The sequence below is a fragment of the Capnocytophaga sp. G2 genome, assembly GCF_035282625.1.
Lineage (GTDB): Bacteria > Bacteroidota > Bacteroidia > Flavobacteriales > Flavobacteriaceae > Capnocytophaga.
Genome location: NZ_JAYKBU010000017.1, coordinates 44,939 through 57,111, shown reverse-complemented (window position 1 = coordinate 57,111; position 12,173 = coordinate 44,939). Strand labels below are relative to the sequence as shown.

Annotated in this window: 12 protein-coding genes; 7 read left to right on the top strand and 5 right to left on the bottom strand. The window is 36.3% G+C overall.

Features of this window, described 5'->3' with window-relative positions:
• The 4 genes from VJJ03_RS09800 to idi all read left to right on the top strand — a co-directional run.
• Positions 1 to 167 (top strand): type IX secretion system membrane protein PorP/SprF (locus VJJ03_RS09800; protein WP_323975025.1); only part of this gene is annotated, 167 nt, incomplete at its 5' end.
• A gap of 77 nt (positions 168 to 244) precedes the next feature.
• Positions 245 to 1,144: a 1,4-dihydroxy-2-naphthoate octaprenyltransferase gene (menA, locus tag VJJ03_RS09795; protein WP_009746680.1), complete on the top strand. Its 900-nt coding sequence runs from the start codon at positions 245 to 247 to the stop codon at positions 1,142 to 1,144.
• 111 nt (positions 1,145 to 1,255) lie between these two features.
• The gene (locus tag VJJ03_RS09790; protein ID WP_009746679.1) at positions 1,256 to 1,798 is read left to right on the top strand and encodes a DUF192 domain-containing protein; all 543 of its coding nucleotides are present in this window, start codon (positions 1,256 to 1,258) and stop codon (positions 1,796 to 1,798) included.
• Positions 1,798 to 2,313 (top strand): isopentenyl-diphosphate Delta-isomerase, encoded by a 516-nt coding sequence (gene idi / locus VJJ03_RS09785; protein WP_009746678.1) that lies wholly within the window; start codon positions 1,798 to 1,800, stop codon positions 2,311 to 2,313. Before VJJ03_RS09790 ends, idi begins: the two co-directional genes overlap by 1 nt.
• Positions 2,314 to 2,500: 187 nt before the next feature.
• On the opposite strand, the gene VJJ03_RS09780 is transcribed toward idi, so the two are convergent.
• Positions 2,501 to 3,379 (bottom strand): carbohydrate kinase, encoded by an 879-nt coding sequence (locus tag VJJ03_RS09780; protein WP_323975305.1) that lies wholly within the window; start codon positions 3,377 to 3,379, stop codon positions 2,501 to 2,503.
• Between the two features lie 78 nt (positions 3,380 to 3,457).
• Positions 3,458 to 5,668 carry a GH32 C-terminal domain-containing protein gene (locus VJJ03_RS09775; RefSeq protein WP_323975303.1) on the bottom strand — a complete coding sequence of 737 codons (2,211 nt, stop codon included), beginning with the start codon at positions 5,666 to 5,668 and terminating at the stop codon, positions 3,458 to 3,460.
• Between the two features lie 307 nt (positions 5,669 to 5,975).
• Here VJJ03_RS09775 and frr point away from each other — a divergent pair, with 307 nt between their 5' ends.
• From frr to fabG, 3 genes are all read left to right on the top strand, one after another.
• Positions 5,976 to 6,530, top strand: coding sequence for a ribosome recycling factor (gene frr / locus VJJ03_RS09770; RefSeq protein ID WP_009746675.1), 555 nt, complete (start codon positions 5,976 to 5,978; stop codon positions 6,528 to 6,530).
• A 157-nt stretch (positions 6,531 to 6,687) separates the two neighbouring features.
• Positions 6,688 to 9,099, top strand: coding sequence for an alpha-ketoacid dehydrogenase subunit alpha/beta (locus tag VJJ03_RS09765; RefSeq protein ID WP_323975300.1), 2,412 nt, complete (start codon positions 6,688 to 6,690; stop codon positions 9,097 to 9,099).
• Positions 9,100 to 9,166: 67 nt separating this feature from the next.
• Complete coding sequence (gene fabG / locus VJJ03_RS09760) at positions 9,167 to 9,901, top strand: 3-oxoacyl-ACP reductase FabG (RefSeq protein WP_009746673.1); 735 nt, start codon at positions 9,167 to 9,169, stop codon at positions 9,899 to 9,901.
• Here fabG and rsmA read toward each other — a convergent pair.
• From rsmA to VJJ03_RS09745, 3 genes are all read right to left on the bottom strand, one after another.
• Positions 9,898 to 10,677, bottom strand: a complete 780-nt coding sequence (gene rsmA / locus VJJ03_RS09755) for a 16S rRNA (adenine(1518)-N(6)/adenine(1519)-N(6))-dimethyltransferase RsmA (protein WP_009746672.1) — start codon at positions 10,675 to 10,677, stop codon at positions 9,898 to 9,900. The genes fabG and rsmA overlap by 4 nt on opposite strands.
• 11 nt (positions 10,678 to 10,688) lie before the next feature.
• Positions 10,689 to 11,324 (bottom strand): SCO family protein, encoded by a 636-nt coding sequence (locus tag VJJ03_RS09750; RefSeq protein ID WP_009746671.1) that lies wholly within the window; start codon positions 11,322 to 11,324, stop codon positions 10,689 to 10,691.
• Between the two features lie 81 nt (positions 11,325 to 11,405).
• Entirely contained in the window at positions 11,406 to 12,164 is a 759-nt protein-coding gene (locus VJJ03_RS09745) for an energy transducer TonB (protein WP_009746670.1), read from the bottom strand.
• Positions 12,165 to 12,173 lie beyond the last annotated feature (9 nt).

Here is a 12,173-nt window from a genome sequence, read left to right as displayed (position 1 = left end):
TGAGTGTAGGGCCTATGTTGGGGCTTAAGAAAGGGGTATTCTACTTTGCTTATGGTTATAACCTGATGCTCAATAGCTTGCGTTCTTATAACTCAGGAACCCACATGATTACGCTGGGAATAGATATGTTCCAAGGAATCGGCGGATGTAACTGTACTGAAAGGTAATACTTTAATATTGATTGTATTAATACCCCGAGTAAGTACTCGGGGTTATTGTTTGTTTTTATTTAATAATTATAATTGTGATAACTTTTCATAGCTTATACCAATCTGCTCGCTTGCGTTCACTGCCTCTTTCTATATCAGGAATCATATTGGGGAGTGCAATCGCTTATGGTCAAGGTGAATTTCAGTGGAGTATTTTTCTTTTAGCATTGTTAACCACTGTATTATTTCAAGTTCTTTCGGATTATGCTAATGATTATGGAGATGCTCAGAAAGGAACAGATAATGATCAGCGTTTAGGTCCTAAGCGAGCTATACAATTAGGAGCTATGACTCTTGAGGAGATGAAACGAGTAGTTATTGTTACCGCTATTCTTTCAGCTATTTCGGCACTGGTACTTATAGGGATTGCTTTTGAAGAGGAATGGATATTAGCTCTTGTATTTATAATTCTAGGAGGGGGGGCTATTTTTGCAGCTATCCGATATACAGTAGGAAAATCTGCATACGGATATAAGGGATTGGGAGATATATTTGTTTTCATTTTCTTTGGTTGGGTAAGTGTAATGGGTTCCTATATGCTTTATACACAAAGATTTGATATTTTAGTTTTACTTCCAGCCTCTGCTTGTGGGATGCTTAGTATGGGAGTATTGAATCTTAATAATATGCGTGATATGGTGAATGATAAGCAAATGGGAAAACATACTATTCCTGTAAAAATAGGACTTTCATTTGCTAAGTATTATCATTATCTACTTATTATATTACCTATGCTTTTGATGATGCTCTATACAGTGTTTACTTTTGAATTTCGTTATAAGGCTTTGTATATTATAGCTTTTATTCCTTTAGTCTTTCATCTGTTTTACGTAAGAGGAGTAAAGAATCCTAAGGATTTTGATTCACAGCTGAAAGTAGTAGCTTTCTCAACTTTTTTGATGAGTATTTTATTTTTTGCAGGAAAGCTATTGTGAGAAATAACAGACATTGATGATGAATTGACAGATTACTAATTTTTTGCTTTTTGCTTTTCATTTTTCTACAAAAGTTGTATTTTTGTCCCCTAAAAATAATAATGAATTTCGATGGATTTTTTCAGAAAACATTTTACTAATATCCTTATAGGAATATTAATATTAGTAGCATTAGCTACAGTGTTACCACGTTTTTTTTCTAATAATGACACACTCCCCCAACAGATAGTGACTCCTGATGAAATAAAGGAATATGAACCTCCTTTTGAGCATGAAGGGAATCTCTCTTTCTATAAAAAAGATAATACTCTTATTAAAACCTTTGATGTTGAATTTGCCCGAACAGAGCGAGAAACTGAGTTAGGATTGATGTACCGAAAATCCATGAAGGAGAATCAGGGTATGCTCTTTGTTTTTCATGAGGAGAAACCTCGTTCTTTTTGGATGAAAAACACTTATATCCCTCTGGATATTATTTATTTAGATAAGGATAAGCATATTGTGAGTATAGCTAAGAATGCAGAGCCTCTCTCTGAGACTTCACGTCCGTCAGAAGGAAATGCTATGTACGTACTTGAAATTAATGCAGGCTTATCCGATAAGTTAGGTCTTACGAAAGGGGATTATATGACTTTTGAATCCTTGATAGACTAATGAAAGAGTATGTTATTTTAGTAGATGATGCAGACCGTCCTATTGGACTAATGGAGAAGATGGAAGCTCATGAAAAGGGGCTACTCCATCGAGCTTTTTCTGTATTTGTATTCAACTCTAAAAAAGAGATACTCCTTCAGCAACGGGCTTTTTCCAAATATCATTCACCGGGGCTTTGGACAAATACCTGTTGTAGTCATCCCCGAGAAGGAGAGACCAATATACAAGCAGGTGAACGTAGGCTTTGGGAAGAAATGGGCTTACGAATTCCCTTAAAGGAACTCTTTTCTTTTATTTATAAGGCTGATTTTGATAATGGACTTACTGAACATGAGTATGATTATGTATTGGTAGGTTGTAGTGATGATATTCCTGTGGTAAATCCTAAGGAGGTTGCCTCTTGGAAATGGCTCCCTTTGGAAGCAATAAAAGAGGGTATAGCACAATCGCCCCAGCAATATACTGCTTGGTTTAAAATTATATTTGACAAATTCTATCATCATTTATTAGCTTAATAAATGATGAGTTCTTAAGTGTAGATGTTCCTATGAATGGTTTTTATTTACATTATATCTGCTATTAAATACCTTTTAAAACTATTGTAAAAGTTATTTTTAGTATTTTATTCTATTATTTCTTCTTTGTATATTTCAGTCATATTGTGAAGGAAAGAGAGGACTTAAAGATAATAAATAAAATTTTTTATCTAAATAGTTCCAAATGAGCATCAGCAAGTTTAGGCATAGCTCCATGTTGCTGGCATACATAGGCAGATACTTCTACGGCTAATTGATGAGAGGCAACAAGACAACGTCCATGCAGATGTGAGGCTATAAAAGCAGCTGTAAAGGAATCTCCAGCACCTACAGTATCAGCAATAGTTATTTTTGGAGTAGGCAGGAAAGATTCTTCTTTGGGAGTAAGTACCCAACTTCCTTCAGTTCCTTTGGTAAGTATAAGAATATCAAGATTGTAATTATTTAATAAGTGTTTACAAATATCTTTTTCAGAGGCTTCCCATTTTAAAAGTTTAGCAATTTTTACAACTTCTTCATCATTGATTTTAAGGATAGTAGCTTTTTGTAATGAGTTTTCTATGATTTCCCGAGTGTAATAGTTCTGTCTAAGGTTGATGTCAAATATCTTTATACTATCTTCAGACATAGCATCTAAAAAAGCATTGATAGTGGCTCGTGATAATCTGTTACGTTGTGCCAAAGAACCAAAACAAACTGCTTGTGCCTCCTTAGCAAGATTAGCCATGCGGGAGGTAAAAGGAATATTATCCCAGGCAACTCCTTCACAGATTTCATATTGAGGAACTCCCCAGTTATCTACACTAACTTTTACAGTACCTGTAGGGAAATCAGTTTTCTCTATCAGATAATTAAGCTGTTTCTTTTCCAGGTTATCTAAGATTTCCTTACCTAAGGAATCATTACCAATGGCACTTACTGTATAACCATTAAAGCCAAATTGAGAGATATGATAAGCAAAATTAGCAGGGGCACCTCCTAATATTTTTCTTTCAGGGAATACATCCCAAAGAATCTCTCCAAGTCCTATGATTTTATTTTTCATTATCCAATAATTTTAGAGTGGTTATTAATAGAAAAGCAGAGGGAAAGTTGCTTTCTCCCTGTTTTTCCTTTGTTGTTATTAATTTTTTATCTTGTAAAGTGTAATATTTTCTATACTAACGTCTGTATTTCCTCTTAGATTGAACCATAATTGGTTATAAGGTTCTGTAGGAAAAGCGATGTTGGTCTGTACCACCTCACCTCCATTGACAAAGACTTCGGTCGAGGCTTTATCCACCCAAAGGTGTATAGTATAGCTTTCTTTTGGAGTCAAAGGAGCTTTGATTAGAGGCTCGGCAAAGTTACCACTAAAGTTAGTAAGACCACTTTGGCTTCTATCTACTACAAGGGTTTTCTCTGTTGTATCAAAAGAATACACTATCTTTTCTCCTTTGCTATTTTGTAGAGAAAAACTAAAGCTCTTAAGAGTATTGAGCTTGACAGTGAAGCTCACCACATACCCGTTGTTATAGAAATCAGCACTGATGGGCAGGGGATTCTCAGTGAGTTTGTTTATAATAACGGGATTACTATCTCTCTCTTCTCCTACCTCTTGTACAGGAAAGCTTGCAACTACTAAGTGTTGTCCGTTGTCAGCAAGTCTTAGTTCTCGTGGTAGGGTCATAGCACTTCGAAAATTTTGGGTAGGCACTGAATTACCATAATCCCAATTATTCATCCAACCAAGGAAAATTCTGCGTCCATCACTTTCAGGAATATTACTCCAAGTAACTCCTGCGTAGTTGTCACGTCCGTAATCAATCCAGAGAGGGTAGGGAAGAGGATCTGGGGTAAAGGTAGTTCCATCAAAGTCACCAATAAAATATTGGGTAGCATTTCCTCCATTAGGGCCTCCTGGGTTAATGCTCACAAAGAGTATCCATTTTTTTTGTCCCTTATAAGTTAAAGGGAAGAGGTCAGGGCATTCCCATACACCTGTATGAGCTCCTATATTTTGTCCAAATTCACTAAGTTTTTCCCACTGCTTGAGGTTCTTAGATGTGTAGAAAGTAATAGTTTGTGAAGTAGCTAATGACATAATCCATTTCTTCTGAGGATCATACCAAAATACTTTAGGATCACGAAAATCCTGAATATTAGGATTGGGAATCACAGGATTATGAGTATATTTGACAAATGTACGTCCGTTATCAAGGCTATAAGCAATGGATTGAGATTGTTGTGCACCTGCAGAAGTATAGAAGGCAATCATGGCATTTTCACCAAAGCCTGCGGAGTTATTTCTATCTATCACTGCACTACCAGAAAAGATAGCTCCCAAGCTATCAGGAGAAAGGGCGACGGGGAGCTGCTTCCAATGCATCATGTCTTCACTTATAGCATGCCCCCAGTGCATATTCCCCCAGCGAGCTCCATAGGGATTATATTGGTAGAATAAGTGATACTCTCCATTATGATATACCATACCATTAGGGTCATTCATCCAGCCATATTCAGGAGTGAAATGGTAGCAAGAGCGATAGGATTCCTTATAATTATAATCAAAAGTATTAGAAGGTTTTATTTGGTGAATCCCCATATCTCCTTTTGTAACTTGCCTAAAAACGAGCGAAATTTTCTTCCCTTGATAGGAAGCTACCGGAAGAGGTAACCAATATTGAATGTGTGTTTTAGCAAGGCGGATATCCATAGGGGCACCCATCTCTTTTCCCTCCACTAAGAGTTGTACTTTAGTCTCTGGAGCACTATCCTCAATAGGAAGGAGAAGGTACTTTTGGGAAATGTTGTAGGTAAGAGTGTAGTTTTCCATTATATTACTTTTAAAAAGATTGCTTTGTTCAATAGCATCGATAAGGATATGCCCCCAACTGCCACGTTGGTTATCTACGATGCGTAGGGTGGCTTGTTGTCCTTTGTAAGTTTTTACATCCCAACTCATTAGTTGTAGAGTTTCACTCTCCACAGGGCTATGTGTTTTATAAATACTCTGTTCTCCAATAAGGAGTTCTATATAGGTATCACTGGAATTACCTCCTCCAATAAGAAAGTTAATGAAGTCTCGTTCTATACGAAAAGGTTTACTGGTGAGGATTCCACGGGAATCATCTCCATTATGAAAACTATTAGCAAGATATTTTCCTTGAAATCCAATAACTTCTTGTTCGCCTGCAAGACTTCCCTCAGCAGGAACTTGTCCAAAGGCATCTCCCTCAATAATCCAATCTTGAAAAGATCCTGATTCAAAATCTTCTATCATAAGGTCACCATTGTGTTGGCAGGCAGTAGGGATTAATAGAAAGAAGAGAATATAGAATAAAGATTTTTTCATAAATAATTGTAGTTTAATAAGTTTTAATTTTGTGCCAAAAGTACATCTTTTTTTTAATTAAAAAAATTTTTATGATAAAAAAAGTTTTTTGTCATATTGATTTTAATGAATTGATTTGTATATATTTATGACTCTTTGGAGAAATATAATAGTTTTGTTTGACAGGTAAGGGAGAAGAAATGATTATCTTAGTAGATTTTTGGAAAGGATGATTAAAAATTTTTAAGTTTCATTTTTTATTTTTCACTTAAATATTGTATCTTTGCCAACCGAAAGGATATTTATAACAAATAAAAAACAACTATCTATGAATGAAGAAATTGATTTTATTTTAGAGAGTACTAAGGAGGCAATGCAAGGTTCAGTAGCACATTTAGAGAAATCGTTACTCAATATCCGTGCAGGGAAAGCCTCTCCTCAGATGCTCGGGAGTGTATTTGTGGATTATTATGGTTCACAAACACCTTTAAGCCAAGTGGCAAATGTGAATACTCCTGATTCTCGAACCATTAGCATACAACCTTGGGAGAAAAATATGCTCTCAACAATAGAAAAAGCTATCATGGTAGCCAATTTAGGGTTTAATCCTATGAACAATGGAGAAACAATTATCATTAGTGTTCCTCCGTTAACGGAGGAACGCCGTAAAGAACTTGTAAAACAAGCCAAAGGAGAAAGCGAAGAAGCTAAAATAGGGGTGCGTAATGCTCGCCAAGAAGCTAATAAGGAAATCAAAAAGATAGAGATTTCCGATGATATAAAGAAGGATACTGAGGAACGTGTGCAAAAGCTTACTGATAAGTATATCAAACAGATAGATGAAATACTTGCTAAAAAGGAAGCAGAGATTCTAAAAGTTTGATATTTTGGTAAATTAAATTTAACAGAAAGGCTGTCCTTCTTGGATAGCCTTTTATATTTCCCATAAGAGAAAAATCTGTATGAAAAAAGATAGATTTTCTTGGCAAATAATTATTTTTTATGTACTTTTGGGCTTTATTTCAGAAAAACTAATTTTTATGGATACAACGACCTCTTTTTTACAAAGCATGCCTTTTGAAGAATTAAAAAAACAATCCTTGGAGGATTATAGAATAGCTGTTCTTAGCCGTGAATGTAGTTTGGCAGGACGTAGAGAAGTACTTACGGGAAAGGCTAAATTTGGTATTTTTGGAGATGGTAAGGAACTACCACAGGTGGCTATGGCTCGGGCTTTCCAGAAGGGAGATTTCCGTAGTGGTTACTACCGTGACCAGACATTTATGATGGCAATCGGAGAATATACTCCTAAGCAATTTTTTGCAGGTATCTATGCTGATAATAATATAGAACATGAACCTCACAGCGGAGGAAGGCAGATGGGGGGGCATTTTGCTACCCATAGTCTTGATGAAAAAGGAAATTGGAAAAGGCTTGTTGACCAGTATAATACGGCAAGTGATGTTTCCTGTACGGCTGGTCAAATTCCTCGTTTGGTAGGACTGGCACAAGCCTCTAAAATTTATCGGGATCTTTCTATTCCCAATAGTGAGGGGTTCTCTAACCATGGTAATGAAGTTGCTTGGGGAACCATAGGGAATGCTTCTACCAGTGAGGGACTTTTCTTTGAAGCATTCAATGCTATAGGAGTGTTACAAGTTCCAGTAGTGATGAGTGTATGGGATGATGATTATGGTATCTCGGTTCCTGCTTCTTATCATACAGTAAAGGAGAGTATTTCAGAGGCTCTTAAGGGATTCCAGCGAGATTTCAATCACAAAGGATTTGAAATATATACGGTCAAAGGATGGGACTATCCTTCCCTTATGGAAACTTATGCTAAGGCAGGGCATTTAGCTCGTACTGAACATGTACCTTCCCTTATACATGTAACGGAACTTACACAGCCACAAGGACATTCTACCTCAGGCTCACATGAACGCTATAAAACACCTGAACGACTTGAATGGGAAAAAGAATATGACTGTAATGTACAATTTCGTAAATGGCTTATATCTAATGGGATAGCTACAGAAAGTGAACTTATAGCGATAGAGGAAGAAGTAAAGAAAACAGTAAAAGATGCTCGTGATAAGGCTTGGATGGAGTATCAAAATCCTATAAAAACAGCCAAAAGAGAGCTTATTAATCTTCTATATGAAATGGAGAAAGAGTGCCTCAATAGCCTTGAGATATCTCATCTGAAGGATGCACTTGCTGATGTAGATGTACCTCTCTATCGCGATGTGATTAGTACTGCCCGTAAGGCATTACGTTATGCAGTAGGAGAGGAAAAAACATCTGTAAAAAACCTCAAAAAATGGCTTAATAATATCCTTGAAGATCTACAGGACAGATATAGTTCTCATTTATATAGTGAAGATGATAAAAATCCTATTTTTGTCAAAGAAGTACTTCCTAAATATGCGGAAGATGCTCCAGAGGTAGATGGACGTATTATCTTGCGGGATAATTTTGATGCACTGTTTGCTAAATATCCTAACTTGATTACCTTTGGAGAAGATACTGGGAAAATAGGAGATGTAAATCAGGGAATGGAAGGCTTACAAGAGAAGTATGGGATTACCCGTATAGATGATACAAGTATACGAGAATCCTCCATTATAGGACAAGGTGTAGGAATGGCTATGCGTGGCTTACGTCCTATAGCCGAAATTCAATATATAGATTATACGCCTTATGCTTTACAGACTATCACAGATGATTTAGCTTCTCTAAATTATCGAACTTGTGGTTATCAGAAAGCACCTTTGATTATTCGTACACGAGGGCATCGCTTGGAAGGAATCTGGCATTCAGGTTCACCTATGGCAGGACTACTTAACTTCTTGCGAGGAGTTTATTTCTTGGTACCTCGTAATATGACTAAGGCAGCGGGGTTCTATAATACGCTTCTGCAAGGAAATCAACCAGCTTTCGTAGTGGAATGCTTGAATGGTTATCGTATTAAGGAGAGAATGCCTTCCAACTTGGGCGAATTCACCACTCCTATAGGGGTCGTGGAAAAAATTCGTGAAGGTCGTGATATTACAGTAGTTTCTTATGGCTCTACTTTGCGTATAGTAGAACAGGTAGCTAAGGAATTGGATAAGGTAGATATTAGTATTGAAATCATTGATGTTCAATCTTTAATTCCTTTTGATATTAATCATGATACTGTAAAAAGTGTTCAGAAGACTAATAATCTGCTCATTGTAGATGAGGATGTAGAAGGAGGTGCTTCTGCTTACTTATTGCAAGAGATTGTGGACAAACAAAATGCTTACCGCTATTTGGATAGTAAGCCACAGACCCTAACATCCAAATCTCATCGTCCTGCGTATGCCTCTGATGGAGATTATTTCTCAAAACCTAATGCTGAGGATATTTATGAGAAAATATATGAAATTATGAATGAGATAAATCCTGTTAAGTATCCGAAAATATTTTAATAAATCAAGGAATAGAAAGGCTATCTGAGAGTGTAAGATAGCCTTTTTTTCTAAAAAATGAAGAAATATGAAAAAATGTGCACTTATAACAGGAGCATCTCGTGGTATTGGAAGAGCTATTTGTGAAAAATTGGCTTATGATAATCATTATCATTTGCTTATTAATTATCAGAGTAATAAAGAAGCTGCTTTACAAACCCTTGACAAAGTACAGAGTTTAGGAGCTGTGGGAGAATTGCTCTGTTTCGATGTTACCAATAAGGAGCAAACACAGGAAGTACTTACTCTTTGGCAGGAAACGAATAAGGAGGCCTTAGTGGAGGTGATTATCAATAATGCAGGAATTACTCGTGATGGACTGTTTATGTGGATGCCTTATGAGGATTGGGATAAGGTACTGAAAACAACCTTGGATGGGTTCTATAATGTGACCCATTTTTTTATTCAAAAAATGCTACGTAATCGTTATGGGAGGATTGTTAATATAGCTTCTGTTTCGGGAGTGAAAGGTACAGAGGGACAAGTAAATTACTCAGCAGCTAAGGGGGCTCTGATTGCTGCTACAAAAGCATTAGCACAAGAGGTTGCTAAGCGAAATATTACGGTTAATGCAGTAGCACCAGGGTTTATACAAACGGATATGACCGCTTCTTTGGATGAGAAGGAACTCTCTAAGAGGATCCCCATGGGACGCTTTGGTAAAGCAGAAGAAGTCGCTAATTTAGTTAGTTTTCTTGTTTCTGATAAGGCAAGTTATATTACAGGGGAGGTGATAAATATCAACGGGGGAATTTATTCTTAAGGAGTAAGCCATTGGGTGAGTGTGATAAACTCCTCTACAGAGAGTGTCTCAGGACGCCTATCAAAAACGGAATGAACTTTAAGTTCTTCCTTCTCTGATAAAAAAGACTTTAGGCTATTGCGAAGGGTTTTACGGCGTTGCCCAAAAGTAGTTTTAACGATAGTAAAGAAAAGTCTCTCATCACAAGGGAGACTATAGTTCTCCTTACGTTTGAGGTGAATGACTCCACTTTTCACCTTAGGAGGAGGATTGAATACATTCTCAGGAACGGTGAATAGATATTCAGTATCATAAAAAGCCTGAGTGAGTACTGAAAGAATACCATAGGCTTTGCTTCCAGCCTTTTCGCAAATGCGTTCAGCAACTTCTTTCTGGAACATTCCGGCAAACTCAGGAACAAAAAAGCGAATTTCCAATAACTTAAATATGATTTGAGAGGAAATATTATAAGGAAAATTTCCTATAATAGCAAAGGAAGCCTTTGAAAAATAACTTACAATATCAAACTTCAGAAAATCTTTTGCAATAATATGGTTTTTTAATTGAGGAAAATGAACTTGAAGATATTCAACAGATTCTTTATCTATTTCAATAACAAAAGTCTCTGTTTTTTTTAGGAGAAGAAATTGTGTAAGTACTCCAGTACCAGCACCTATTTCTAAAACTATTTTATACCCATCAAAGGATAGAGTGTTTGCTATTTGTTGAGCAATATTTAAATCGGTGAGGAAATGTTGTCCTAAGTACTTTTTAGGTTGAACAGGAGATTTTTTCAAGATAAAGTCAATTATAAGGAGTTATTCTTTAGTTTTTTGATGTCCTCTATAAGCATATTAATTCCCTCTTTAGTCATACCATTATAGAAGATAATGGGTTTTCCGGTATTGTCCTTCCTGCAGACAATATTTCCTTGAGTATCCACTAAGGCAAATAATCCAGAATGTTCAAAATTTTCGGGCTTATTGCCTTCTTTAGCATAAATATTAAACCCGTCATTAGCGATATGGTATACAATTTCTTTATCTCCAGTGAGCAGATGCCAATATGGAGAATGTATTCCCTTTTCTTTAGCATAAGTTTGTAATACTTCAGGAGAATCTGTATAAGGATCAATAGAAAAGGATGCTATCCCTATGGAATTATCAGAAAAAGCATTCTGTACAGCTACCATATTAGTGGTCATAATAGGGCAGATAGTAGGGCAGGAAGTAAAGAAAAAATCCGCTACCCACACTCTCCCTTCAAAATCCTTATTACAAATCTGCTTATTATATTGGTTAGTAAGGCAAAAAGAAGGAGCTTTCCCTACTACAAATAATCCATGAGAACTCTCTTTGCGCCAAGAGTGGATCCCCCATACAATGATGGCTATGAGTACTAAAGGGATACATCCATAAAGAGTAGATTTTATCTTTTGGGACATAGTTAGTTAAGATTAAAAATTAAAAGTGAATAGAAAAATAATAATTAACTATTCACTTGTAATAAATATAAAAAATATTCATTAGTTTAGTCTGAATAAGATAGGGTAAGAGAAGATTACCGCTACCGGTCTGTCACGTTGTTTACCAGGGATAAGTTTTGGAAGTTTTTCAATCACGCGACGAGCTTCTTTCTTAAGAATATCTTCTTTTCCTTGAACATTAATGACTTCTACAGTGCCATCTTTCTTGATACGGAACTGTACAGTTACTCTTCCTTGTGTTCCCATTTCTCTAGCGATTTCTGGATAGACAAGGTTTTTGTTAACAAAAGCATCTAAGGACTTCTTAAAACACTTTTCCTGTTGATCTTTGGGTTCATCTTTACATTGCTCAAACATAGGCTTTTGCTCAATAGCAAAGAATTGAACTTCATCAGGAATATCCTCATCACCTCCTGTACCGGTACCTGTACCTCCGGGGACACCTTTTAGAATAGGGGCTTTGTTAGAAGCATCATCCTTATTATCATCATTCTTTTTTAAATTAACCTCTACTTTTTCCTTGTCATCTACTTGTTTGATAACATCAGGAACTTCAATTTCCTTAGGTTGTTCTTCTTCAGGTTGAGCAGGAGGGGGAGTATTATCCTCCATAGTGAAATCCTGCACATCCTCTGTAAGGTCAGTAATTTTGTCAAATTCTAATTTCTTTTTACCTTCTTCTACGGTCTTATAATTAATAGCATAGAGGCTAGCAAAAGTAGCTATAGCAAGACCTATGGAAAAGAATAATCCAGTACGGCGTTTTAAATCAACATTAGGATTTTTTTTAGGTTTCATGGGGTGGAT

What these genes read in the sequence shown, in the direction of transcription:
- frr (WP_009746675.1), top strand. Translation starts at nt 5,976, where the DNA reads ATGAATGAAGAAATTGATTTTATTTTAGAGAGTACTAAGGAGGCAATG.
- VJJ03_RS09790 (WP_009746679.1), top strand. Translation starts at nt 1,256, where the DNA reads ATGGATTTTTTCAGAAAACATTTTACTAATATCCTTATAGGAATATTA.
- fabG (WP_009746673.1), top strand. Translation starts at nt 9,167, where the DNA reads ATGAAAAAATGTGCACTTATAACAGGAGCATCTCGTGGTATTGGAAGA.
- VJJ03_RS09745 (WP_009746670.1), bottom strand. Translation starts at nt 12,164, where the DNA reads ATGAAACCTAAAAAAAATCCTAATGTTGATTTAAAACGCCGTACTGGA.
- VJJ03_RS09765 (WP_323975300.1), top strand. Translation starts at nt 6,688, where the DNA reads ATGGATACAACGACCTCTTTTTTACAAAGCATGCCTTTTGAAGAATTA.
- VJJ03_RS09750 (WP_009746671.1), bottom strand. Translation starts at nt 11,324, where the DNA reads ATGTCCCAAAAGATAAAATCTACTCTTTATGGATGTATCCCTTTAGTA.
- VJJ03_RS09775 (WP_323975303.1), bottom strand. Translation starts at nt 5,668, where the DNA reads ATGAAAAAATCTTTATTCTATATTCTCTTCTTTCTATTAATCCCTACT.
- VJJ03_RS09780 (WP_323975305.1), bottom strand. Translation starts at nt 3,379, where the DNA reads ATGAAAAATAAAATCATAGGACTTGGAGAGATTCTTTGGGATGTATTC.
- idi (WP_009746678.1), top strand. Translation starts at nt 1,798, where the DNA reads ATGAAAGAGTATGTTATTTTAGTAGATGATGCAGACCGTCCTATTGGA.